Raw genomic sequence first — 24367 nt, forward strand, 5'->3', positions numbered from 1 at the left:
GGCGGGTTTTGCCTGTGTAGACGCGGTTTCTAACCGCCCTTTTATCTGCGATGCCTGCGGCGGGCTACGCCTACGCACCCTTCAATCCCATTCAACTTAGAGATTAAGGTAAGATTATAAGTAAAAATGTTAAGAATTTTAAACAAACTAAATCAATGTCCAGCATTGCTCTTGACAAAAGTAACTCTAATGTCGTCGTTATCGGTGCCGGAATAGGTGGACTGACTGCTGGAGCATTATTAGCTCATAGAGGTTACAGCGTCTTAATTTTGGATCAGGCCCTCGTACCAGGAGGCTGTGCTTCTACCTTTAAACGGCAGGGATTTACCTTTGATGTAGGCGCAACTCAGGTGGCGGGGTTGGAACCAGGGGGAATTCACCACCGCATTTTCTCAGAATTAGAAATAGATTTACCGCCAGCAACGCCTTGTGATCCTGCTTGTGCGGTCTATTTACCTGGGGAAAGCACGCCAATTAATGTCTGGCGCGACCAAGAGAAATGGCAAGAGGAACGACAAAAACAGTTTCCCGGTAGCGAACCGTTTTGGCAATTGATGGCAACTTTGTTTGATGCCAGTTGGGAATTTCAAGGACGCGATCCGGTGCTACCACCGCGTAATTTATGGGATTTGTGGCAGCTAACGCAAGCGGTGCGTCCCAGTACATTAATTACCGTCCCCTTCACTTTGTTTACGGTAGGAGATGCTTTACGGTTATGTGGATTGGGAAATGACCAACGACTGAGAACTTTTTTAGATTTGCAACTGAAGCTATACTCCCAGGTGGATGCAGAGAATACAGCATTACTTTATGCAGCTACAGCGTTGAGTGTATCCCAACTGCCACAAGGATTGTTTCACCTCCAGGGAAGTATGCAAGTATTAAGCGATCGCTTGGTACAATCCTTAGAAAGAGATGGCGGCAAATTGTTGATGCGCCACACTGTAGAAGAAATCAAAGTAGAAAACGGCAAAGCTACTGCTGTAGTGATTAGAAATCAGAAAACTGGCGAAGTCTGGACAGAAGCCGCCGACCACATAGTTACTAATGTCACCGTGCAAAACTTGGTGCAGTTATTGGGAGAACAAGCGCCATCTGGATATAAAAATCGGGTGGAAAAACTACCCCAAGCATCAGGCGCGTTTGTGGTTTATTTGGGTGTAGATGCCAGCGCGATTCCGTCTGGATGCCCTCCCCACCTGCAATTTCTGTATGATGTCAATGGCCCCATTGGCGAAAATAATTCTCTGTTTGTTTCCGTCAGTCATCCTGGAGATGGTCGCGCACCGGAGGGGAAAGCGACAATTATTGCTTCTTCATTTGTCGATCCTGCACAGTGGTGGCAGACTGAAGATTATGAAGGACTAAAAGAAAAGTTTACCCAAGAAGCGATCGCTCGTCTTGCCCAATACTTCTATCTCAAACCAGAAACGATTATTCATCAAGAAGCCGCAACACCGCGCACTTTTGCTCATTTCACAGCCCGCGATCGCGGTATAGTTGGCGGTATTGGTCAAAGGATTCCTACCTTTGGCCCCTTTGGTTTCGCCAATCGTACCCCCATCCAGAATTTGTGGTTAGTTGGTGATTCCACCCATCCAGGGGAAGGTACTGCTGGGGTGAGTTATTCGGCGCTGACGGTAGTTAGGCAAATTGAAGCGCAATAACTTATCAAATACCAGTAATTAAAAAGTCCTCCTCTGTTAGCAAGTAAGTCATACTTGTAACCGATGGCAAAAGGGACGAAAAATTGGTCAAATTAAGTTATTGTTGCGAATGCTGGAGTAATGACAGACAGCGTTTTAATTCTAGGTGGACGAGGGCGGATTGGTAGCAGTGTTGCTCAGGATCTCGCTACCCATACGCAAGCTCAAATTACGATTACTGGACGTTCTGCGGAGTTTGGGAAGGCTGTTAGCTTGTCTTCGGGAGGACAAGTGCAGTTTTTGGTGTTGGACTTGGCAGAAGTTGACAAGTTGCGAGATGCGATCGCAAACTCTAACTTAGTCATTCATTGTGCTGGCCCATTTCACTATCGAGATACTAATGTTCTTGAAACCTGTATTGCTCAAGGCGTTAATTATGTAGATGTCAGCGACCATCGTTCTTATACCAGCAAGGCTCTCAAGTATAATGAACAAGCTGCTGCTGCTGGGGTGACGGCAATTATTAATACTGGTATTTTTCCTGGTATTTCTAACAGCATGGTACGTCAAGGTGTTGAACAATTTGATAAACCAGAAAAGATCCATTTAAGTTATTTAGTTTCCGGTTCTGGCGGTGCTGGCATTACAGTGATGCGGACAACTTTTCTTGGATTGCAGTATCCTTTTGAGACTTGGATAGATGGAAAATGGAAGATAATCAAACCTTATAGTGAAAGAGAATTAGTTGATTTTCCACCTCCTTATGGACGCACCGGAGTTTACTGGTTTGATATGCCAGAAACCTTTACACTGCCCAAAGCTTTCCCATCTGTAAAAACTGTAATTACTAAGTTTGGCTCTGTTCCTGATTTTTACAATCACCTAACTTGGATTGCGGCACACGTTTTTCCCAAGTGGTTAATGCAGCGCCGTTACATGATTGAATTTCTGTCTCATGTCAGCCATTCAATGACAGATGTCACTAATAATTTTAGTGGGATTGGTGTAGCAGTTCGTTCAGAAGTTACAGGGCAAAAAGATGGTGAAACCGCCGTTTATTGCTCAACTGTAGTACATGAAAATACAGCAGTAGCTTCTGGTTGCGGTACAGGTAGTATTGCCCAGTTATTGCTAGAAGGTAAACTCAAGAAACCAGGTGTTTTTGCTGTGGAAGAAGCGCTACCAACAGATTTATTTGAAGAAGTAATGCAAAGCCGAGCAATTAAAGTTAATCACAAATGGTTATAGGTTAATACGCTTGGCTTAAGCACACTGGTACCGCAAGGCGGAAGTCAAAAGTCAAAAGCCAAAAGTTTTTTATATCAAGGCTTTTGTTTATTTCAAATGGTAGCTTGATTTACACCACGCTTTAGCGGGTAAGAATTTCATTCGATTTTACGAAATATTCAGATACATAGTTAGGGGCGTACAAATGTACATACCTACTAAAGCTAAAAATTAATATACCTTGCGGTAGAAGTAAAAACTGTACCTAAACATTTAGGATGCCTGTGAGCCTGAAATATTGAATATATTTATACATGACCAAGGCTTATAACAGAACAACAGGAGTAGTTTTCGTGCAAAAAATTTTATTAACTTTAAAGCAAGCGTTACGTTCAAGATTTTTGGTCGTTGGTTTAATTATTTTCATTAGCTTGTCAGGTTCTTTCATTTTCGTTCAGCAACCTAGTTATGCAACTACTCTTGAAGAATTAAAGCTAATACCGCCAGAGTATAAACCAAATTCTGAAGAAAAAATTAATCGCGCTAACGAATTTGACCCAGGTGTTGGCATTCAAGAAGAAGAACGACAAGAAGCTTATGAGCAAGCAATAAAAGATTCAAAAAACCTTACTACTATAGAGAAGACTTACGAAAGGAATTTGAAGGCTGAACAAGAACAAAATCCCCCAGAAACTTTTGGTGAAAAAGCGAAAGAAGTTATCGAAAAGGTGACGGGTAAATAGGGAATATAGACCTAAAAACACAGTTTTTGCACTGACTGGTTCCAAGCCTGGAGGCTTGGAACCGCTTCTGGGAGGCTCCGCCTCCAGTTACTTGATGAGAGGCAGAGCCTCTTAGAATTCGTTTCCAGCCTGGAGGCTGGGAACGAGGCGACAAAAGACTTTGGGCTTATCTTAGTGCCATTCGTGCGTTAGCCCTTGGTATAACACACCCTACAAAAACAAAAATTGCTTTTACTCAAATTCTTCTATTGTAGTGGGAGGATTAGACTTTATCTTATTCGCAATATTGCGCTCATACCACTTCATTAATGGAGTTGAACTGATGCCATGTATAATCACAGAAGCTACAATAGTAGTGTAAGTTATCCAAGCAATTTGTTCGGCAGCTTCACCTTTTAAGCCATTACCAAAGGCATAGGCGAGATAATATAAAGAACCGACACCGCGAATACCAAACCATCCAATCAACCATTTAGTTCCTGGATGAAAGGTTCGGCGGTGTGACTCTACAGGGCGTTTGCCTATTGTGCTAATCCAAACTCCTACAGGTCGGATTATGAATAATAATAAAATTATTACTAATAAAGATTGCATAGCATAGTTAAGCATTGGTTGCAATAATAATATTGATCCCAATAGTAGAATTGTCCCAACTTCCAGAAGTTTTTCAAGTTGCTCAACAAATTCCAACTGTGCTAGCGGTTTTTCAGGATTTCTGTAACTGCGTTGGACAACTAACCCAGCAACAAATACTGCCAAAAATCCATAACCATTCACCATTTCTGTTAAAGAATAAGTTATTAGAATTGTGCTGATAGCAATAAAATCTTCCATTAACTCATCGGCCCGACGGCGTTTTTGAATTCTTTTTTCAATCCAAACTATAGATTTGGCAACAACAATTCCCATAACAATGCCAGCTGCGATCGCCCAAATTAAATCAACCGCAATCCACTCTTGCAACCAGTTACCCCAGTTATCATCTTTTAATGCATGAAGACCAAAATAAACGAAGGGAAAAGCTAAAGCATCATTTAACCCACCTTCAGAAGTTAAACCAAATCTCAACTCATCTTGGTCGTTTATATCGGTCAGTTGTACTTCTGATGCTAATACTGGATCGGTAGGTGCAAGAATTGCTCCTAATAAAATCGCTTCTCCCCAATTCATCCCTAAAAACAATTTACCCACAACAGCCAGAGCCAAAATTGAAATTGGCATCAGAAATACTATCAATCGCGCCGTAATACCCCAAGCCCCCAACCTTAGAGGGCGAACAATTTTTAAGCCGCAGCTAAACACAGAAATAATTACTACAAGTTCTGTTATTTTTTCCAGCACTTCGGCATTAAAAACGTCATCTCGACGTAATTGAATCAGCCCAAAGGCGTAAGGACCCAGCAAAACACCAACTAGGAGATAGATAAGGGCAAAAGAAAGAGGTAAACGAGCAATCCAACCTGACCCTAATGTGACCATCAGTAAAAGTAGACCAATCACAAATAGGTCAATAATATAGATATCTACCATATAGCAATTTATATAAAAATTAGGCGTTACTTTGTAAGCTTAGTTGCAATAGCTTGATATTAGAAATTACCTATGGGCAGATTTTCTTGAATTGGGGATTAGGGATTCAGACCCACTACCAAATTAGAGAAGAAAAGAATAGATAAATAGTGGCGTTCGCTTTGCCCAATCTAAGACATCACACTTCGATTATTCCCGTCTGGATTAAAATACAGCCCCTAAAATGGGATATATGGCTAATACACACCTGTATGCTCCTACAAATGGTCTATATCCCCTACTTTCTCACTCAGATATTGCCTAAATTAGTACAAATATACTATAATAGTTGTAGCGTTCACAAAGCCTAGCCAAATACATAACGGCTCTGTGAAAACCTTCTGGAAGATGGATTCAAGGGTTAGTTCGATGATGAAGCATTACATTCTCAACCTCAATCCGACTGCCAAGCATGAATGGGATCGGTGTATTTTACGTGACCCACTGACTGCCAAACGCCCAGACATTGCCAAACTAATTGCTGAAGCGGTTGGTGCTGATACAGGCAGTTATTTAGTAAGTGTGAATATCGAAGTTCAAGTTTTGGAGCAAGCCGCAGTCCCTCAAGCCGAACAACTCTCGCTTTCATTTCCAGAAGTGAGTGTGCCGTCACAACCACAACTGCGGGAAGCGGCTTGAGGTACAGTGTAAAATTTAGCCGAAAATAAAGCCTGCTTATGCAGGCTTATACCATTTTGGATTGAAAACCGCTTGGTGTATCTGGGTTTTCTCTGTTCATCTGTCGCAATCATTTTTCAAATTGATATTACTTCGTGTAACCGCAGGCTGAAGTCTGACGGCTAATATCGCAATCTCTGCACATCAAACATCGCCTTTAGTCGCTATTTTAGTATATTTGTACTATAATAATTATATAGCATCCACCAAGCTTAGTTAAGTGTAAAACTGCTCTGTGACAGCCTTTTGGAAAACGCATTCAAGGGCTAGTCTTATACTTAAAGACTACATTTTTGACCTACGAGGAAAATGATTAAATGATGCAACTGAGTCATTATCCAGCTGCGATCGCACAAGCTGCTCAACGGGCTAATGAAATAGACTCTCAGTTGATGGCAGTGCAGCACCAAATTAATCGATTTGAAGGCAATGCAGATCGTATCGCCGCCTTTGAGATGGATTTGAAAAATGATGCTCAACGCAAGGCTCGTCGCTTTGAAGTGCTGCTTGTGAATCAGGAATATCAAAAAGCAATAGACGCCCAAATTCGATTAACTGACGAGAAAGCAAATGCGATCGCTCATTTGGAATATCTGCGTAACCAGTTTAGTGTAGCAAAGTTGGAAACAAGATTAGCGATCGCTCAACAACTCTCTGATTTAGAATCTCGTGAATTAGTTGGTTTGTAATCACACCCATAAACCCCAGACTTGAATCTGGGGTTATCCCGCAATACACTTTGACCTCTCTCCAAACCTCTCTCCTAAAAGGAGAGAGGCTTTGAATCTTACTCCCCTTCCCTTGTAGGGAAGGGGCTGGGGGTTAGGTCTATATGTGAGACAGCAATTGGGCAATTTGCTGATTAATAATTGCAACATCAAAACGCCCACTAGCCGTAGTTCTGGCATTATTGGCCATAGTTGCAATTATTTCTGTCTCCTGAAGACAGGTGATAATTACTTGTGCAAGTTCCTGGGGTTCTCCTGGTGTCACGAGAAAACCATTAAGGCCATGTTCTACTAATTCCATTGCACCTCCAGCTTTTGCTGCAACTACAGGTTTTCCACATAGCATCGCCTCAACAATCACTCTACCAAAGGGTTCTGGCGAAGTAGAAGTATGTGCTACCAAGTCACAAGCTGCCATTAACTGGGGAATATCTGAACGAAATCCTAAAAATTGGACGCGGTTTTCTAGTCCCATATCTGCAACTTGTTGGTGTAACTTTTGGACATAATCTTGTTCACCAAACAGTGCATCACCGACTAAAATCACTGTCACCTCTGGCGGACATTTGGCAAGGGCATCAATTAAAATATGCTGCCCTTTCCAAGGTGCAAGACGGCTAAAGTGTCCAACTACAAATTTTCCTGACAATCCTAACTGCTGCTGTAATTCATTAATGTCAGACTCATCAGGTTGATATTCTTTTGAATCAAAGCCGTTATAGACAACTTCGATGATATCTGAGCGCCCTCCTGCTTGCACGAAGGCTGTTTTACTAGCTTGAGAATTAGCAATTACTAATGATGCAAAACGATTGGCTAAATTAATAGCAATACGAAGATTAGTTTGGCTAAAATGCTCTGTGGAAAGAATATCATGTAAATGATAAACCAGAGGGCGACGACTAAAAAAACTTGCTAATGCTCCGACAACTAATGCTTTTTGGGTGTTGGCATAGATTAAATCGTATTCACGTGCTTTTTTAACTACCTTAGTAATTAAAGGCGCAAGTTGTCCCAGACTCTTTAATCCTTGTAGCAAACTGCTTTCTTTGCGAACTTGAATTGCTTGAGTTGCGAGAACTTCTACTGGGATATTATTTTGTTGTAGTAAATCTTTAAATGAACCATCTGCAAATAAACCTACCAAAGCGCGATCGCCATAAGGTTTAGCAATATCTATTAAACATAATTCGGCACCGCCTGGTTTACCACTTTGGTCTAAGAAAAAAATTCTCATAAAACTTCCTTATAATACAATAAGATTCAGACGCGATAAATCGCGTCTCTACAAAGCAATTTTTGCGTCTCTAGTTTAATTTAATAGAACATTCCGTACTTGTTGGGCGATTTGATTCCAGTCATAGTGTGTGGTAGCGTACTGGCGACAGGCTTCTCGTGAAGGTATAGGAATATTTCCCAAAAGCACTTGTTCTAATTTTTCAGCAATGGCTGAGGCTTCGGTTGAAGTAGTAATTAAATCGGGTGAGAATTCTGATAAAATTTCTGGCATACCCCCAACTGGGGTACATAAAACAGGAGTACCACAGGCTAAAGACTCGATTATTACTAATCCGAAACCTTCAAAAGATTGGCTAGGCATAAGAGTCAATTCAGCAGCTTGATAAGCTATAGGCAATTGCTCATCAGGTAGAAAACCCAAAAATTTAACGTTGTCGTCTAGTCCTAATTCTGTAGCCTGTTGTTGTAGTGCAGCTTGGATGTGACCACGGCCTGCGATCGCTAGCCAAACATCTGGTATTCTGGGCTTAATTATAGCCAGTGCTTGCAACAATTTGTCAACACCGGTTCGATGTACTAAGCGGCGAGATGTAAATATTATCCGGCGATTAGTTGGCCAGCCTAGCTTTGTACAAGCCTCCTGGGGTGATAAATTTGGCTGAAACCAGTTAATATCAACTCCGCCAGGAATAATATTAATTTTGCTCCACGGTACTTGATATTTATCATGTAGAATTTTACCAAATGCTTTGCTCAAAACAATGAAGCGATCGCAGCGATTATAAGTATTTTTTTCTATTAGCCAGTGCTTGATCAAAAGACTGAGATTTTTATTAACTACCTCTTGCTGACTCTCAGAAGCCCAAGGCCCATGAAAGTTAAAAGTAACTGGTACTCCCTTTGGCAAAATATCCAAAAGAGGAAAGCTATATAGTGCAAAGTGCAGATTAATAGCATCTGGTTTACTTGTTCTTGTTTTCTGAAAGTTATTGCGAATCGACCATAATCTTTGCCAAATAGCACTATCAACAGAAGCCAAGTTAGTCAGCTTAATCGGCGAATTTATTTCAGCCTCTGGTAAACCGACTCCGCATAATTCAACCTGATCTTGATTTGCTGCTAATTTATGAGTTAGTTCATAAATATACCTTTCTAACCCTCCGGGACTTTTAGGAAACCAGCCTAATCCCAACGTGAGAATAGATGCAGATGATGAAGAGAAATTTTCTGATTTTTTTTCCACTGATGTATTTCCTATAAATATATTAAAACAGGCGCACAGTGGTGCGCGTCTATATCTGTATCCAAACCTGAATCACTAGAATTTCCGAATACACATTAGCAATAAGAGTTTTTTATAGAACACCAATTTATAAACTATTTATATGTCAACGTCAATAAAGAATTGTTGTGTTTTTATTAACTAAATAATACTGAAGTAGATATATATTATACCTACCACCCAAGGAAGGTGAATGCTATGCAGAGAAAGAGAAAAGCCGCTATTAGGCAATGAATACAGAAGATTTTTGTATTCATTATTACCATTTTGTTTAAATTAAAAGTAAATATTAATACCTGAAGAGTTTTTTAAAGATATTAGCTAATAATTTAAAGAATAAGGTGAGCTTTGTAAAGCTTATGTAAAATAACTTCCTAATTATCATATTCAGGGTTAGCTAGTATTTTAAATACTTAAAAATAGTTATTTTTCTTGCGGATTTTATCAAAAATGGTTGTAGATAAATAATTAAAAGCTTAAAAAATATATGAAAAATAAATTTTTTACGCAGTTACTACAACTACGTCATAAACTCAATCAGCACATCCAAAAAATATTCAATATTAGATATTTAAAAAAAAGCAAAACTTTTAACTTTTTACTCAGTCTGACTGTTGGAGTAATTGTTACTACCATTGGAATTACAACAGACTGGGCGACAACTGGAACATCCACACTTACCTATAAAACATCGTGGATAGGTAATACAATTGGCAGTGGAAATCTGCGGGTACAAAACAATATCGAAGCAATGTTTGTTACCCCTGATGGCACAGTTTATACCAATAGCCACTGGGATGAGGCGGGAACAGAGGCAGGAATATATAAGGATGGTAAGGTTATTGGTGCCCTTGAAGATACTCACGGCTGGAGTCGTGGCGGTGGCAAAGCTGTAACAGCAAATAGTAAATATATTTACATTGCCATGACTCAGGGATCGAGGGGCAATACAAAAGAAGATTACCCACCAGAAGGAACAACTTGGTATTCCGTTAGACGCTATGACTTGACAGGAAAACCAGCACCTTTTCCTGAAGGGCGCGGCTGGGATAAAAGTATGTTAATTACCAGTACTAAAAGTGAAGTCACTGGATTAGCAACTGTGGGTAATGAGTTGTATGTGAGTGATTTTGCTGCTAACCAGATTCGTGTCTATGATACTGAGACGATGAAGGAACTCCGCAGTTTTACCTTTGCTAATCCGGGAGCAATAACTATTGATTCACAAAAAAATCTGTGGATTATTCAAAGCAAAAATGCTGGTAAGCCTGCCAAGATTCTCCATTATTCCCAGAGTGGAAAGCAATTGTCTCAACAGATTGCAGATATCGTTGAACCAACTGCGTTGTTTACCGCCGCAGGCATCGCAATTAATCATCAAGGTAAGCTGTTAGTGGCAGAAAATGGGCCGCGTCAGCAAATATTGATTTATGACATCAAAGATAAGCCTGTGCAGACGGGTAGTTTTGGCTGTAAGGGGGGTATCTATGCAGGAGTTCCGGGTGAAGTTCGAGATTTGAAACTTTACGGACTTACCGGAGTTGGTACAGATGCTTCCGGCAATATCTATATAAATAGTAATGGTTTCAACAAATCAGGAACAGATTTGCGGAAATTTTCGCCATCGGGAAAACTAATGTGGCGATCGCTAGGATTAATATTCGTCGATAATGCAGATGCCGATCCTAAAACTGATGGTGTAGATGTATTCACCAAACAAGAACACTATCTGATGAACTACAGTAAGCCTGCTGGTAAGCAATGGACTTACAAAGCCTACACCTTAAATGCTTTCAAATATCCTCAAGATCCCCGACTGCATACATCGCCAGATGGAACCTTTGTTCGCCGCATCAAAGGGAAGCCGTTTTTGTTTCTCACAGATATGTATAACAGCTTTCTGCAAATATATCGTTTTAATCCAGACACAGACGGTAAAGTTGCCATCCCAGCCGGAATGTTTGTTGGTACTAATAGCGCCGATAAACCATTTATCAAGGGAAATTGGCCACCGCATCAACCAAAACAAGGAGAATGGATCTGGCGCGATCGCAACGGTAATGGCAAATTTGAAAACAACGAATATGATACCAGCAAAGATTATCCCTATATCGGCGGCTGGTGGGTAGACAGCAAAGGAGATGTTTGGAAAGCTTTGCGAACAGAAGATGGCATTCGACATTATCCTTTACAGGGAATAGATGCTAAAGGCAACCCCATCTACAGCTATGGTTCGATGGAAAAGCAAACTACTCCCAACATCTTTAACGACTTGCGGCGGATCGAATATTTCCCCGAAACAGATAGTATGTATTTGTCAGGCTTTACAGTAGATCACCCTGCATTCGGTGACGATGCTGGAGTTGCTGGATCTGAGATTGCCCGTTTTGACAATTGGAGTAAAGGAAATCGTACTCCCAAGTGGCGAATTGTGATTCCCTACGACACCACCGGAAAACGCGAAGTATCTACAGCCGCGATGAGTGTGGCGGGAGACTATGTATTTGCCGTGACAGTTAAAACCGCAGAGGTATATGTCTACAATGCTAAGACGGGCGCACAAGTACAACAGTTAAAACCAGGGCCAGAAGTTGGCGGCGAAAGTGGCTGGATTGATATACCCTACGGTATCCGCGCTTTTCGTCGTTCAAATGGTGAGCATCTGGTATTTGTGGAAGAAAATTGGAAAGGAAAAGTGATTATGTATCGGCTGGCGGGGTGAGTATTTACAGCAGGGCAATAATATTTGGTAATTAAATTCAACTATAGCGGTTCTCGAATGGAAGCAATACACTTTGACCTCTCTCCAAACCTCTCTCGTTTTAGGAGAAAGGCTTTGAATCTTGCTCCCCTTCCCGCTTCGGGAAGGGGCTGTGGGTTAGGTCTGTATTGGATCGAACAGCGTATTCATGACGAAAAAGCTGGCTTGATTCGCTTCTGGAAAGTAACTCCCTAGTTAAGGCTGTAAGGATTATTCCAATAAAGAAAGAATTATAGTAGTTCCTCAGCTACAGCAATAAAGTAGCGCAGGTGTCGTAGTTTCATATTTTTGATATTTTATAAGTCTCAATTTTAAATAAAAATATATTGGACATCTTAAAAAAGTCTACGTATCATACTCGTACAAAGGTTTGAGCGAGGCCAGAGCAATGGGTGAAAAAACAATTTCGTCAGAGAATTTTAGAAGTAAAGTTGTCACACAAGGAGTGCAGCGATCGCCAAATCGGGCTATGCTGCGTGCAGTAGGTTTTCAGGATGAAGACTTTAACAAAGCAATTGTGGGTGTGGCTAATGCCTACAGCACCATCACTCCCTGTAACATGGGGATTAATAAACTAGCACTCATCGCTGAAGCTGGAATAAAACTAGCTGGGGCAATGCCGCAAATGTTCGGCACAATAGAAAATGCTATTTCTGTAATTATGGCTGTGGGTGGTTCAACTAACGCTGTGTTACATTTTCTGGCGATCGCTCGTGCGGCGGGTGTAGAACTTAATCTAGATGATTTTGAAACTATCCGCGATCGTGTCCCGGTTTTATGCGATTTAAAACCCAGTGGTAGATATATTGCTACAGACTTACATCAAGCTGGTGGTATTCCCCAAGTGATGAAAATGCTATTGGTACATGGATTACTTCACGGTGACTGTATCACCATCACAGGTAAAACCATCGCCGAAATTTTAGCAGATGTCCCCGATGAACCACCCACCAATCAAGATGTGATTCGTCCTTGGAATAACCCGATGTATGCTCAAGGTCACTTAGCCATCCTGAAAGGGAATCTCGCTACAGAGGGAGCAGTCGCAAAAATTACCGGGGTAAAAAATCCCAGCATTACTGGTGCTGCACGGGTATTTGATTCCGAGGAAGAATGCTTAGATGCCATCCTTGCAGGTAAGATTAAAGCCGGTGATGTAATTATCGTCCGTTACGAAGGCCCGATTGGCGGCCCTGGTATGCGGGAAATGTTGGCTCCCACCTCAGCACTTATTGGTGCGGGTTTATGTGATGCAGTCGTGATGGGTTAAATGGCATGTCATTACTATATAATGACATCCCCAGAAAATACTGTAGATACGGATTCTCCCTTATTTGTTCTACTGTTTCTCTATCGCTTATTCCTAGCTTTTCTTTGATTATTAATGCCCCTAATGCCATCCGAAAAGATTTTGCTGGCGCTCCCATCTCTGGAGAGAATCCCGAAGAATATTCCGACTCAAATTCTTTCCAGGGTATTAAATCAGCCATAATTACCCAACGGTTATCTGATGATAACTTTCCTTCAAATGGAAGTTCAAAATTTTCTGGTGGAATTAGCGTTGATTCTTCTTTCCGGTACATTGTGACTTAATGATACTCTATGTCATCTTTGACCACTGTGATGCAAGGATTTTGCACTATTTTACCCTCAACTCTTGCACCTGAATATATTTTTAGGCTCTAATAATCTAAAGACTGCCACCTTTTCTTTCTTTTTCAGCAAGCCCTAATTAGGATTTTCTTCAATAAAGTAAATCAGTGGAGCAGTATCCAAACCCACAATTTGCCCCTGTAACTGGACTAGCCATTCCATGAATCACGTTCCTGATTAATGTATTCTTGAGCATCAACGCCATTCCAGATTTCTTTACCTAACCCACGTAATTCGAGGATGCTATGCTTTGGCTTAGGTGTCATCGTCACCTGTTGACTAATTAAGCTTGACAAGTCTTCAATTAAGCGTATTTGCTCTTTAGGAGTTAGGCTTTGAGCTTGCAATAGTACTTCTTGATACTTAGACATACAATTTACACTTCCACTTCTCTGGATTCTAAGTCAAATATATACAGAAAGACTGTATTTCTTTATTTTACAAACGACTTAGGCGCAAAGCCGCTACGCATCTACGCTTTGTTTTTGAGGTTTTCTACAAGGCGATATCTAACGACAAGCCGCTGCGCGTCTACGCTCCTCATAAACTATCGAAGCATAAAATTAAAGCATGACTATTCCTAAAGCAGATATGCTAAAAACGCTTTGGGCTACTGTTCGGCAAGGAAAAATCGAATTGCTAAAGTCATTTGCTGGTAGATTAAGTTTGCTGAATTGTGTAAAACTTCTTGACTTAGAGTTTCAGTTTCCCTGAAGATAAAAGGGTTAGATATCTTGTCCCAGTACTAAGCACATCTGATATCGGCTTATTTCCTTTCATTTCCCTACTTTTGGGGTAAAGATGGTGGGTAGGGACGATACTTATTAACACGGCAAAAAACTTAAAAAAGTACGCACGGATTGCTAAGACGTGCGGCAGTCGCTACAACGGGAGGAATCCCCCTCCGGTTTCAGCCAGTCGCCTACGGCGCTGGACTCACCGCAACGCGCTGCCTTGCCTGGACGCAGAGGGTTAAATGCACTGTCGCACCCCGATGAAGCGTCAAGAAATAGCTGATTAAATCAAATTTAAAGCGATTTAATTATATATTTTGTAGCAGATACTTGTGGAAAAGCAAATGCTAGGTGTAAATGTTGTTATGAAAGTTGGCGATCGCGTCCGCGTGAAAGATTCGGTAGTAATTTATCATCATCCTGAACATCGGAATCAGCCTTTTGACATCAAAGGCACAGAAGGCGATGTAGTAGCTATTGCCACCCAATGGCAAGGCAGACCCGTAAGCGCTAATCTGCCGATTGTAGTCCAGTTTACCAAAAAGTTTAAAGCCCATTTACGTGAAAATGAGTTAGAAGTCATCTAAATCACTTATCGGCGGCGAAACCACTGAAAAATATTCAGTTCGCCGCGCATTCTTTTAAGCTCTTGGCGGTTTTGTTCTGCTGTTGTATAATACCATTCACAATAACGCTGAAACTCTGACCGTGACTGGATTTCGTGGTAGAACTGGTGGGTTGTTTGGTAAGTGGCAAAAGCTTCCTCAACTTGGGGTTGAGGGGATGGCACAATATAAGGCAAATTTTTAGACATAAAGTTAAGAGTGGGGAGTGGGGAGTAGGGAGTGGGGAGTGGGGAGTTTTGAATTCAGGTAATTACCGTACTTTATAGTTAATAATTCATAACCCTTCTCTACGAGATGCTGCGCGTAGCTTGCTTCGCCGGAGGGGTACGGCAGGCTCAGGGCATAGCTCATAACTCCTAACTTTCTAACAACTCCTAAATTTATGAGAGCCAACCGCGTAAGCGATAAACTAAAGAACCAATGTACTCTTTTAAAGCGGTGGTAAATTGGTGCAAGTTGTCGGTATCAGGTAATAAATTCAGTATAGCGGCTTTGGGAGTTCCACCAAGTTCTTGCAGTTCACCCTCGCTAACCAGAAAGTCAGTAGGTGCAGGAATAACATTAATTCCTTGACGTTGGAAAATCTTCAGCGATCGCGGCATATGCATTGCAGAAGTAATTAATAATACCTGTTTTATACCACGCGATTCCAAGATTTTTCGGACATTCACTGCATTTTGATAAGTATTGAGAGAGTCAGGTTCTTGGATAATTGCCTCAGATGGAATACCAATAGATGTAAGTATTGTTGCCATATCTGCCGATTCTGATGAACCACTTCCACGCCAATCAATGCGGCCTCCGCTCAGAATGATTATAGGCGCTCTTTTCTGGCGATATAGTTGTGCGGCATAAATTACGCGATCGCCTGATTCACTTAAATCCACGGTAGGCCTTGGGGGAAAAGCCGATTTAGTTGCGCCACCCAAAACCACAATCGCTTCTGCATTAGGTATTTGGGCGGATGGAAGATTTTGCCATTCTAGCGATCGCACTAATGATTTAGCGATCCAAGCGTTACTACAAAATAGCAATAAAATTAGGGCAAAAGCAATTGCGATCGCCGCAGTCCGTGGTCGTTTCCACAACGTGACTAATGCTACAACCAAGCTCACGCAGGCTAGTCCTAGTGGATAAAAAAATAGTGGCAGTAATTTGGATAAATATAAAAACATAGTTAGGGAGAGGAATAGGGAATGGGGCATTGGGCATTGGGCATGGGCAAGAGGACTTGGGGACAAGGAGAAAGACTTGTTTCAAGTTCTCACCTCTTGTCCCCTTGTCTCCCCTGCTCCTCTGCCTCCTCTGCCTCTTCTTTCCCATTCCCAAATAAATTACTACTTTTCCCAAAACCTAAAATTTGTACTACCTCCAGAAGCGCGACGGTAACGGCGGGCGGTTCTTCTTGTTTGCCGTTTGTTGATCCTGTCGTTTGTTGGTTCAACTTCGCCCTCTTGTGATTCTTCAACTGGCAACTGAGTTCTAGTTTCTTCCTTACTTCCCCACCAAGCAGTAATCCAGCCTCCAGCTAAAGCACCCATTCCACCTAGTAAGATACTCATGGGTGCTGGATAGCCTAAATATACAAAGCCAAGCATGAAAAATAACCAGTATTTCAGTCCTGTATCGACACCATCGGAGGAGGCTACAGCTGGAGGCTGGGCACTATTATCGGTTAAATTTGTGATCCAGCCTAAAATGAAACCGCCCATGATTCCTAAAAAGATGCTCAGGGCTAGTGCGGAGCCAGTCATTCTTAATATAAATATTAAAAATGCCCCAAATAATAACTGAGAAAAGAAGCTGGGAGAAATACTGAAAAAGTCGTTCTTTTTGTCTGCCATAGAGTAAAAAAAGGCTATTAACTAATTACTTTCAATTACGAATTACGAATTACGTTAGCGTAGCGGGGCGTAGCCCATTACGAATTATTTTAATTGTGCCTGCTGTGGTAGAGTTGTATCCAAAATCTTTACGTAGGGTTGTTCTTCTTCAGTAAAAGGTTCAGCTTGTTTGATTTGTGAGTCTAATAAATCAGCGGTGGCATCAGCGATATCACCAGTGCGGTTGTTCAGACGCTCTTTTATAACTTCAAGGGGTGCTGTGCATTGGATAATCTGAAGGGAAAGTTGGTGCTTTGTAGCTTGAGCGATCGCTTCTTGCCGCAACTGCTGCCGATCATACTTGGCATCCAAAATCACCGAAAAACCTTGATTAGCCAGGATAATTCCTAATTCCAACAGGCGTGTGTAGGTTTTCTGGGTCATCTCAGGCGTATACAAATCATCCCCACCTTTTTCCCACAGGGGAATTCCCCCCAAATGTTTTCGCACCGCATCAGAACGCAGGTGAATCGCTCCCTGTTGACGCGCTAAATACCTGGCTGTAGTACTTTTACCAGAACCTGACAACCCCGACATTAAAATTAGTTCTCCCTGCTTTGGTTTAGTGTAGTCCCAAGCCTGTTTGTAATACTCAGCGGCGGTTTTTGTCGCTTCTTTCTTTGCCGTCGCGGGTACACTCGGATCATCTAGTAAAAATGAAGTTACCTTTGCTCGCACATAAGCTTGACGGCTTAAATACAAAGGTAGCACCTGCAAGCCTTCCCAGTCTCCAGTTTGCTCTATGTAGGCATTCAAAAAGGCATTACCTAAATCTTTACGCTGTCGCGCTTCCAAATCCATCATCGTGAATGCCACATCGTACATCACATCGACAAAGCGAAACGGTTCATTAAACTCAATGCAATCGAAGAGCAAAATTTTATCGTGCCACAGGGCAATATTTCTCAGGTGTAAATCCCCGTGACATTCCCGAATATAGCCGTTGTGAATTCTGCTAGCGAATAATTCTGGACGTTCGGTAAAAAAGTTATCTGTATATTGCTTTGTTTCTGTAAATTGCGCCTGAGTTTGGGGGCCACCGATATACTTTTCAGTTTGCTGATAATTCTCGTCAAATGCAGCCCGAACTTTTGGCACTTCACCAAAACTGCGAATGTAATCATTTGTCTGTGCTTCGGCATGGTATTGAGCCACCACCCGTCCCAACTCATCTAGGCGTGCCTCATTTAACTTACCCTGTTCAAAAAGTGTGCTTAATAGCGCCTCTTGAGGAAACTGTCGCATCTTCAGCACGTATTCTACAGGCTCAACCATTCCCCCTAGCTGGTATTGCTCCCGTACCAGAGTTATAGGCAAAACTTCTAAATATAGTTCACCAGCACCCCGTTGATTTAACCGCAACTCTTCCTGACAAAAATGTTGCCGCTTCTCTAAGGTAGAAAAGTCCAAAAACCCAAAATTCACAGGTTTTTTCAGCTTATAAGCGTAATCTCCAGTCAGCAGGACATAAGAAACGTGGGTTTGAATTAGTTGAATAGGTTCTGTTACTGGATGGGGATAAAATCCAGGCTGCAACATTTGCTGAATTAAAGCTGGAAGAGTCGCTTCTGTCATCTCTGTCCTCTGCGCTTCTGCGGTTTAAATACAAAAAAACCAGGAGTTTCCCCCTGGTATCATCAAAAATTATTACACAGTTGACTTAGCTTAAGAAGCTGCTTCAGTTTCAGTTGCTGTCCCAGCATCATCAGCACTGATTTGTGGTGGCAAAACGCTCACAACAAGTCGCTCTGATTCAGCTAGAGGTGTTACACCTTCAGGAAAAGCTATATCACTAATACTTAAGCTGTCTCCAATTTGCAGGTTAGAGACATCGATTTCAATCACATCTGGGATGTTTTCTGGCGCACAAGTCACTTGCAATTCCGAGATTACGGTGTCTAACACACCACCTTCTTGTTTAACACCAATAGCAGTTCCCACAAAACGCAACCGAACTTCTACAGTTGTGTCGCCGTGGCCTGCAACTGCGAAAAAGCTAAGGTGGTAGGGTGTACCTTTTGCTGGATGGATTTGAAGTTCCCGCAGCAGGGTTTTGCCGCGCCAGGGTGCATCAGCAATGTTTAACTCAATCAATGTATTGTTAACTGAAACTCTTTTGAGCAAACGCTCAACAGTTTTAGCATCAATAGTTAAAGAAATGGATTCTGTACCTTTATGACCGTACAAATTGGCAGGTATCAATCCAGAACGGCGCAAAGCTCTTGGCTTGCTGCCTTCTGGGCGTTTTTGAGATTCGACTGTAATAGCCATAGAAGTTGTCCTTTGTCATTTGTCCTTTGTCATTAGTCATTGGTCATTAGTCATTTGTCCTTTGCTAATGACTAATGACCAATTTACGCACTTAGCAGGGTAGCAGGTGTGCCGTCGGCTTGTAATAAAGCACGTTTGGGCCCGTGGATGGGGTCTTCTACGATTATGGTTTGATCGCGGCTTGCTCCTAATGAGACGATCGCGATCGGGACTTCCATTAATTCAGCGAGGAATTTTAGATAGTCCAGTGCTTGCTGTGGCAAGTCTTCCAGGGTGCGGCACTCGGTTGTTGACACTTTCCAGCCTGGTAAGGTTTTGTAGATGGGGCGACATCTAGCAAATTGACGAGAACTTGTGGGGAAGTGTTCGCTGCGTTGGCCATCGATGTCATAGGCGACACAAACTTGAATTTCCTCTAATTCATCAAGGACATCTAGTTTGGTGAGTGCCATGCAATCCATGCCGTTAATTCGCACGGCATAGCGACCGATGACGGCATCAAACCAGCCACAGCGGCGTTTGCGTCCGGTGGTTGTGCCAAATTCAGCACCGCGATCGCACAGCATTTCTCCCAACTCTCCATCCAATTCTGTGGGAAATGGCCCCTCTCCCACTCGTGTCGTATAGGCTTTCGATACTCCAATTACCCGGTCAATCATTGTCGGCCCTACCCCTGTACCAACGCAAGCCCCCCCGGCCACAGGATTAGAGGAGGTGACATAGGGATAAGTTCCATGATCTAAGTCAAGGAGCGTACCTTGTGCGCCTTCAAACAAAATATTCCGCCGTCGCTGAATCGCATCGTATATCTTCAACGATGTATCAATAACGTAAGGGCGCAAGCGTTCTGCATAACCCAAATACTGTTCAATTACCTCTTGTGGATCTAGAGGTGGCAAGTTGTAAAGCTTTTCTAAAATGACGTTTTTATAATTAATCGTCCATTCCAACTGCTCACGTAGCTCATCCGGGTTCATCAAGTCTAAAACCCGAATGCCTGTACGTTCAGATTTGTCAGCATAAGTCGGCCCAATGCCCCGACCTGTTGTGCCGATCTTATGGCTTCCCCGTCGTTCTTCGGATGCCTGATCAATCAACCGATGATAAGGCATCGTTACGTGGGCTGTCTCAGATATCAGCAGGTGGTCAGTGGAAATATTTAATTCTTTTAATTGGTCGAGTTCTGCGATCAAAATCTGTGGATCGATGACTGTTCCACAGCCGATAATGCAATCGGTATTTGGATACAAAATACCAGAGGGAATCAAGTGCAGCTTAAAGGTCTGACCTTTAACTACAATCGTGTGTCCAGCATTGACACCCCCTTGGTAACGAACCACAACATCTGCGGAACGGCTGAGTAAGTCAGTTATTTTACCTTTTCCTTCATCGCCCCATTGGGCACCTATGACAATGACGTTAGCCAAGAGCTTATATTAAGAAGTAAAGTTTCCACAAACTATAATTATTAACATATTGCTTGAATCATGTCAAGCTTATTGCCCAAATAAATAATTTAGTTTTCACTTCAGGCGGTTTCTAACCACCGATGTAATGTTAAGTTGACACCAATACCCTGGTTTTGTTTTGGATTTAGGGATAATTAGGGGTTAATTACAATTCCAAACATAGAGAAATTGCAAGGCAACATATCTACAAACGTTATAGATAGGTAAATTATTTTATCCAAACTGTATTGGCTATTCTACTGTTAAAAATGAATTTATATTAAAAATTAGCGGATTTATATGGGACTATTATGTATAAATCATCATCCCAAAAAATCTAGATATTTACAACTCTAAGAGATTGTATTTTGTTACCCGTGCTGTCACAATCATTAAAATATTCCCAGGATTTGCTTTTAATCTTTAATTTTAACTGATGGAGGGCATCTGCGGCAGAAAGGGCGATCGCATGAGCAAAAAATGGTATCGAGTCCCAAAGCTGAAAGCAATATTCATCGTAGCATTGGCAGTTGTATTTACTAATGCTGTAGTCTCATATAGCAACACTGTTAAGCTGATTTACAATCAGCAATGGGTGACATCCTCCTATGAAGTGGTTACTCAACTTAGAATTATTCAATCTACACTCAAAGATACCGAAACTGCACAACGCAATTACTTAATTACAGCAGATGCAGATGATTTACAAACCTATCTTGTAGCTTATCAAAAAACTAATAATAATATTCAGATTATCAGCAAGTTAACTACTGATAAACATCAAAAGCGGCAGTGGATTTATTTGTTGGAACCGAAAATTAACAATAGGCTCAACATTCTGCAAGAAGAGATTTCCCTCAGACAGAACCAGGGATTTGAAGCAGTTCGGCAGCAAATCTTATCTGACAAAGACAAGCAAATCAGCAAAGAAATCCAACAGCTTATTCACGACTCTTTAGAAGTAGAGCAAAATTTATTAAAGCAGGGAATGCAGCAGTCGCAAGCAAGTTCGCAAAAGGCGATAGTTACATTTTTTATCGCTGCTATTGTGGATTTAGTGCTGGTGGCGCTGCTGTATGACTTGTTGTGGCGTTATATCAGGCAACTTCAGCAGACGGAACTGGCTCTACGCCAAAGTGAAAATCGTTTACGAGCCATAATAGATGCAGAACCAGAATGCATCAAATTAATTGCCAGGGATGGCACCCTTTTAGAAATTAATGCCTATGGATTGGCAATGATGGAAGTAGAAAGTGCTGATGTATTGATTGGTAAACCAATTGATGCGGTAATTGTACCAGAGTATAGAGCAGCTTTTGCCGACTTGCATAAAGGTATCTGCCAAGGTAATAAGGGGACTTTGGAGTTTGAAATCGTTGGATTTAAAGGCACTCGCCGCTACATGGAAACTTATGCCGTACCACTATGTAACGAATCTGATGGCACGTTCATCCATTTGGCGCTGATGCGAGATATAACCCAGCAAAAACAGGCAGAACAGAAAATCCGTGAACAAGGGTTGCTGCTGGATGTATCAACTGAGGGAATTGTGGTGCGAAATATCCACAACCAAATCTTGTTTTGGAATCAAGGTGCTGAACGTCTGTACGGCTGGAAGGCTGAGGAGGTTGTGGGTAAGAATGTTTCGCAACTTTTGGATAAAGATTCACCACAGCTAGAAGATGCTTACTTGAGGGTGATGAATACGGGTGAGTGGCGGGGTGAGTTGCATCAACTGACAAGGGAAGGTAAAGTAATTATCGTTGAAAGTCGGTGGATACTGATCCGAGATGATAATGGACAACCCAAATCCATTTTGAGTGTTAATACCGAGATTACGCAGCAGAAACAACTGGAAGCTCAACTTCTGCGATCGCAACGTTTGGAGAGTATCGGTACGTTAGCTGGCGGTATCGTCCATGACCTCAACAATATACTATCGCCAATTTTAATGTCAGTTCAAATGTTGCAGAAGAAATTGCCTGATTCCCAGAGTCAGCAAATACTGCAAACCCTAGAAAATAATGTCAGACGCGGCGCTAATTTGCTCAAGCAAGTATTGTCCTTTGCACGGGGTATTGAAAGCAAACGGACAATTGTGCAAATTCAGCCTTTGATGGCAGAAATTGAGCAAATTATTACTCAAACATTCCCCAAATCTATTATCTGCCAGGTAGATATCCCCAAGAATCTGTGGTACGTGCGTGGAGACACAACTCAACTACATCAGGTGCTGATAAATTTAGTAGTCAACGCTCGTGATGCTATGCCTAATGGCGGTATATTAAGGATTGCGGCGGAAAATCTGGTGATTGGTGAAAATTCTGCTCAGATAAATATTGATGCTAAAGTGGGTTCTTATATTGCGATCGTGGTAACTGATACTGGGATGGGGATGTCGTCAGAAGTCCAGCAACGGATTTTTGAACCATTTTTCACTACCAAAGAGGTAGGCAAAGGTACAGGTTTAGGACTTTCCACGACGTTGGGTATTATTAAAAATCACGGTGGTTTTGTCAATGTTTACAGTCAGGTAGGTAGAGGTACTCAATTTACAGTGTACTTACCTGCCTCAACATCTAAAAGCGCACATTTGCAGTCTCAAGAATTGGAATCAGTTACAGGAGATGGCTAATTGATTTTGGTGTTGAAAGCATTACAGATTAGAAAAATCCTATAAACCAAAACTTTCTGCCCACGCTGGAAATTGGTTAATAGAAATAAAAAATATAGGACTAGTATTTGATTTATGAAAAAATCTAAGTATATGTAGGGGAGCCAGCCGCATGGGCGGGTTTCCCGACTTGAGCGGACTGGCGTTGTGTTACGGCTTCCGTAACGCACCAGAATCTTCGGATGGTGCGTTAGCCTACGGCATAACACACCCTACTGAAATATTTTCAGAAATCAAATATGATTCCTATATCAGTTAATATGATAAGCCGTTATCACTATTCTCTTGTCTGGACTATATATGGACTCAACTCTTGGGTATTCGTTATGAATCCACCATACTTTTATTCTATTAGACTGTGCAGGTGCGCTACCTGAGATTGAATATCCTGCCTGAGTCATTAAGGTTTCAAAAGTATTTGAGTCAAGAACCGTACAATTAAAAGCTGTTAGTCCCTGTATTTGATGTCTGTTTAGGGTCATAGCTACCCTGGTAAGTCGTAAAAATTCTATATCCTGGTAATACTAAAGCAATTCCAGTGTTACTGTGAATTTTACCGGGATATTTATAGGGAATATCATCTGGTATGTTCCCACCAATGCGAATACTAAAACCAAGTAGCCATATATACAAACCTGGTAGTAGTAAATCCATGCTATATGCAATAGCTCTCATTGCCTCATTCTCTTTGTAAGAAACAGAATTTCTGGCTATAGCGAATTTTTTGGAGATATTTTTCAGGTTTGTGTTTTCTAACATGGTCTTAATTTCAATCCCCAATAGGGATTTAGTAAGTTTTAAGCGTTTCAATCCCTATCAGGGATAAGGTGTTTTGCAACACCCTAATTCTAACAAGTGGGTAACATAACAGCTTGGAAATATTTGCTAACAAATAGGTAATTGTTTCAATATCCTGACTATGTGCTTGTTCTAAATTAATCATAACTAGTTTTGGTTGACTGTTCAGAACTGAAGTATCATCTAATTTAAGCTAATCGCTTATTTTTCAGCTTAAAGTATTTCAACTAAATCAACTTTGTTTGAGTTAACCGTAAGTGGGTTTAAATGTGAGGAAAATCATACTACTGGCTTTGATATTAATTAGTTTTTCAATGGCGTTATGGTTTAATTTGCGTTTCTCAACACAGTCAATAAGCTAATCGGCATTTAAATTGCAACATAGTCACTATTGCCTTTGTTTTTTA

General features: G+C 41.5%; 21 protein-coding genes and 2 pseudogenes. 11 read left to right on the top strand and 12 right to left on the bottom strand.

Going from position 1 to position 24367, the window contains the following annotated elements; translation table 11 throughout:
• Positions 1-155: 155 nt before the first annotated feature.
• From crtD to VB740_RS05250, 3 genes are all read left to right on the top strand, one after another.
• Positions 156-1667 (top strand): C-3',4' desaturase CrtD, encoded by a 1512-nt coding sequence (gene crtD, locus VB740_RS05240; RefSeq protein ID WP_323199004.1) that lies wholly within the window; start codon positions 156-158, stop codon positions 1665-1667.
• Positions 1668-1787: 120 nt separating this feature from the next.
• Positions 1788-2894 (top strand): saccharopine dehydrogenase family protein, encoded by a 1107-nt coding sequence (locus VB740_RS05245; RefSeq protein ID WP_323199005.1) that lies wholly within the window; start codon positions 1788-1790, stop codon positions 2892-2894.
• A gap of 332 nt (positions 2895-3226) precedes the next feature.
• A complete protein-coding gene (locus tag VB740_RS05250; protein WP_323199006.1) occupies positions 3227-3616 on the top strand; it encodes a hypothetical protein in 390 nt (129 codons plus the stop codon).
• 231 nt (positions 3617-3847) lie between these two features.
• Here the strand turns inward: VB740_RS05250 and VB740_RS05255 are convergent, their stop codons facing one another.
• A complete protein-coding gene (locus VB740_RS05255; protein ID WP_323199007.1) occupies positions 3848-5146 on the bottom strand; it encodes a sodium:proton antiporter in 1299 nt (432 codons plus the stop codon).
• Between the two features lie 408 nt (positions 5147-5554).
• On the opposite strand from VB740_RS05255, the gene VB740_RS05260 reads away from it, so the two are divergent.
• Together VB740_RS05260 and VB740_RS05265 are read left to right on the top strand one after the other, a co-directional pair.
• Positions 5555-5824: a hypothetical protein gene (locus tag VB740_RS05260; RefSeq protein WP_100900343.1), complete on the top strand. Its 270-nt coding sequence runs from the start codon at positions 5555-5557 to the stop codon at positions 5822-5824.
• A 356-nt stretch (positions 5825-6180) separates the two neighbouring features.
• Entirely contained in the window at positions 6181-6552 is a 372-nt protein-coding gene (locus VB740_RS05265; RefSeq protein WP_323199008.1) for a hypothetical protein, read from the top strand.
• A gap of 139 nt (positions 6553-6691) precedes the next feature.
• Here VB740_RS05265 and VB740_RS05270 read toward each other — a convergent pair whose 3' ends face one another.
• Both VB740_RS05270 and VB740_RS05275 read right to left on the bottom strand, forming a co-directional pair.
• Entirely contained in the window at positions 6692-7828 is a 1137-nt protein-coding gene (locus VB740_RS05270) for a glycosyltransferase family 4 protein (protein WP_323199009.1), read from the bottom strand.
• Positions 7829-7903: 75 nt separating this feature from the next.
• Positions 7904-9073 (bottom strand): glycosyltransferase family 4 protein, encoded by a 1170-nt coding sequence (locus VB740_RS05275; protein WP_323199010.1) that lies wholly within the window; start codon positions 9071-9073, stop codon positions 7904-7906.
• Between the two features lie 526 nt (positions 9074-9599).
• Between VB740_RS05275 and VB740_RS05280 the strand changes: the two genes are divergently transcribed.
• Both VB740_RS05280 and VB740_RS05285 read left to right on the top strand, forming a co-directional pair.
• Positions 9600-11834 (top strand): hypothetical protein, encoded by a 2235-nt coding sequence (locus VB740_RS05280; protein ID WP_323199011.1) that lies wholly within the window; start codon positions 9600-9602, stop codon positions 11832-11834.
• 427 nt (positions 11835-12261) lie between these two features.
• Positions 12262-13131: pseudogene (locus VB740_RS05285) on the top strand (dihydroxy-acid dehydratase); the annotation flags it as partial.
• On the opposite strand, the pseudogene VB740_RS05290 reads toward VB740_RS05285, so the two are convergent.
• Together VB740_RS05290 and VB740_RS05295 are read right to left on the bottom strand one after the other, a co-directional pair.
• Positions 13121-13456, bottom strand: a pseudogene (locus VB740_RS05290) (transposase); the annotation flags it as partial. The pseudogenes VB740_RS05285 and VB740_RS05290 sit on opposite strands and share 11 nt — an antisense overlap.
• Positions 13457-13675: 219 nt before the next feature.
• Positions 13676-13897, bottom strand: coding sequence for a hypothetical protein (locus tag VB740_RS05295; RefSeq protein WP_323199012.1), 222 nt, complete (start codon positions 13895-13897; stop codon positions 13676-13678).
• 199 nt (positions 13898-14096) lie between these two features.
• Between VB740_RS05295 and VB740_RS05300 the strand changes: the two genes are divergently transcribed.
• Together VB740_RS05300 and VB740_RS05305 are read left to right on the top strand one after the other, a co-directional pair.
• Positions 14097-14240 carry a hypothetical protein gene (locus VB740_RS05300; protein WP_323199013.1) on the top strand — a complete coding sequence of 48 codons (144 nt, stop codon included), beginning with the start codon at positions 14097-14099 and terminating at the stop codon, positions 14238-14240.
• Positions 14241-14625: 385 nt separating this feature from the next.
• Positions 14626-14847, top strand: a complete 222-nt coding sequence (locus tag VB740_RS05305) for a ferredoxin-thioredoxin reductase variable chain (protein ID WP_416289254.1) — start codon at positions 14626-14628, stop codon at positions 14845-14847.
• 5 nt (positions 14848-14852) lie between these two features.
• Here VB740_RS05305 and VB740_RS05310 read toward each other — a convergent pair whose 3' ends face one another.
• The 6 genes from VB740_RS05310 to VB740_RS05335 all read right to left on the bottom strand — a co-directional run bounded on the left by VB740_RS05310 (position 14853) and on the right by VB740_RS05335 (position 20467).
• Complete coding sequence (locus VB740_RS05310; protein WP_323199014.1) at positions 14853-15074, bottom strand: hypothetical protein; 222 nt, start codon at positions 15072-15074, stop codon at positions 14853-14855.
• A gap of 192 nt (positions 15075-15266) precedes the next feature.
• Complete coding sequence (locus VB740_RS05315; RefSeq protein WP_323199015.1) at positions 15267-16061, bottom strand: YdcF family protein; 795 nt, start codon at positions 16059-16061, stop codon at positions 15267-15269.
• Positions 16062-16223: 162 nt separating this feature from the next.
• The gene (locus VB740_RS05320; RefSeq protein WP_323199016.1) at positions 16224-16730 is read right to left on the bottom strand and encodes a hypothetical protein; all 507 of its coding nucleotides are present in this window, start codon (positions 16728-16730) and stop codon (positions 16224-16226) included.
• A gap of 84 nt (positions 16731-16814) precedes the next feature.
• Positions 16815-18344 (bottom strand): AAA family ATPase, encoded by a 1530-nt coding sequence (locus VB740_RS05325; RefSeq protein ID WP_323199017.1) that lies wholly within the window; start codon positions 18342-18344, stop codon positions 16815-16817.
• 90 nt (positions 18345-18434) lie between these two features.
• The gene (locus VB740_RS05330) at positions 18435-19040 is read right to left on the bottom strand and encodes a 50S ribosomal protein L25/general stress protein Ctc (protein WP_323199018.1); all 606 of its coding nucleotides are present in this window, start codon (positions 19038-19040) and stop codon (positions 18435-18437) included.
• 83 nt (positions 19041-19123) lie between these two features.
• Positions 19124-20467: an adenylosuccinate synthase gene (locus tag VB740_RS05335; RefSeq protein WP_323199019.1), complete on the bottom strand. Its 1344-nt coding sequence runs from the start codon at positions 20465-20467 to the stop codon at positions 19124-19126.
• Between the two features lie 457 nt (positions 20468-20924).
• On the opposite strand from VB740_RS05335, the gene VB740_RS05340 reads away from it, so the two are divergent.
• Both VB740_RS05340 and VB740_RS05345 read left to right on the top strand, forming a co-directional pair.
• On the top strand, positions 20925-23123 hold the full coding sequence (locus VB740_RS05340; RefSeq protein WP_323199020.1) for a PAS domain S-box protein: 2199 nt from the start codon (positions 20925-20927) through the stop codon (positions 23121-23123).
• A 151-nt stretch (positions 23124-23274) separates the two neighbouring features.
• The gene (locus VB740_RS05345) at positions 23275-23421 is read left to right on the top strand and encodes a hypothetical protein (protein ID WP_323199021.1); all 147 of its coding nucleotides are present in this window, start codon (positions 23275-23277) and stop codon (positions 23419-23421) included.
• A 179-nt stretch (positions 23422-23600) separates the two neighbouring features.
• Here the strand turns inward: VB740_RS05345 and VB740_RS05350 are convergent, their stop codons facing one another.
• Positions 23601-23921 (bottom strand): hypothetical protein, encoded by a 321-nt coding sequence (locus VB740_RS05350; protein ID WP_323199022.1) that lies wholly within the window; start codon positions 23919-23921, stop codon positions 23601-23603.
• Between the last annotated feature and the right edge of the window lie 446 nt (positions 23922-24367).

It is taken from the genome of Nostoc sp. UHCC 0251, assembly GCF_034932245.1.
Classification (GTDB): Bacteria; Cyanobacteriota; Cyanobacteriia; order Cyanobacteriales; family Nostocaceae; genus Nostoc.

Excerpts from the sequence above, each read along its gene's own strand:
- VB740_RS05340 (WP_323199020.1), top strand. The coding sequence starts at position 20,925 with ATGGAGGGCATCTGCGGCAGAAAGGGCGATCGCATGAGCAAAAAATGG.
- VB740_RS05260 (WP_100900343.1), top strand. The coding sequence starts at position 5,555 with ATGATGAAGCATTACATTCTCAACCTCAATCCGACTGCCAAGCATGAA.
- VB740_RS05245 (WP_323199005.1), top strand. The coding sequence starts at position 1,788 with ATGACAGACAGCGTTTTAATTCTAGGTGGACGAGGGCGGATTGGTAGC.
- VB740_RS05295 (WP_323199012.1), bottom strand. The coding sequence starts at position 13,897 with ATGTCTAAGTATCAAGAAGTACTATTGCAAGCTCAAAGCCTAACTCCT.
- VB740_RS05265 (WP_323199008.1), top strand. The coding sequence starts at position 6,181 with ATGATGCAACTGAGTCATTATCCAGCTGCGATCGCACAAGCTGCTCAA.
- VB740_RS05255 (WP_323199007.1), bottom strand. The coding sequence starts at position 5,146 with ATGGTAGATATCTATATTATTGACCTATTTGTGATTGGTCTACTTTTA.
- VB740_RS05270 (WP_323199009.1), bottom strand. The coding sequence starts at position 7,828 with ATGAGAATTTTTTTCTTAGACCAAAGTGGTAAACCAGGCGGTGCCGAA.
- VB740_RS05280 (WP_323199011.1), top strand. The coding sequence starts at position 9,600 with ATGAAAAATAAATTTTTTACGCAGTTACTACAACTACGTCATAAACTC.
- VB740_RS05300 (WP_323199013.1), top strand. The coding sequence starts at position 14,097 with ATGACTATTCCTAAAGCAGATATGCTAAAAACGCTTTGGGCTACTGTT.
- VB740_RS05315 (WP_323199015.1), bottom strand. The coding sequence starts at position 16,061 with ATGTTTTTATATTTATCCAAATTACTGCCACTATTTTTTTATCCACTA.
- VB740_RS05345 (WP_323199021.1), top strand. The coding sequence starts at position 23,275 with ATGGGCGGGTTTCCCGACTTGAGCGGACTGGCGTTGTGTTACGGCTTC.
- VB740_RS05310 (WP_323199014.1), bottom strand. The coding sequence starts at position 15,074 with ATGTCTAAAAATTTGCCTTATATTGTGCCATCCCCTCAACCCCAAGTT.
- VB740_RS05350 (WP_323199022.1), bottom strand. The coding sequence starts at position 23,921 with ATGTTAGAAAACACAAACCTGAAAAATATCTCCAAAAAATTCGCTATA.
- VB740_RS05325 (WP_323199017.1), bottom strand. The coding sequence starts at position 18,344 with ATGACAGAAGCGACTCTTCCAGCTTTAATTCAGCAAATGTTGCAGCCT.
- crtD (WP_323199004.1), top strand. The coding sequence starts at position 156 with ATGTCCAGCATTGCTCTTGACAAAAGTAACTCTAATGTCGTCGTTATC.
- VB740_RS05330 (WP_323199018.1), bottom strand. The coding sequence starts at position 19,040 with ATGGCTATTACAGTCGAATCTCAAAAACGCCCAGAAGGCAGCAAGCCA.
- VB740_RS05305 (WP_416289254.1), top strand. The coding sequence starts at position 14,626 with ATGAAAGTTGGCGATCGCGTCCGCGTGAAAGATTCGGTAGTAATTTAT.
- VB740_RS05320 (WP_323199016.1), bottom strand. The coding sequence starts at position 16,730 with ATGGCAGACAAAAAGAACGACTTTTTCAGTATTTCTCCCAGCTTCTTT.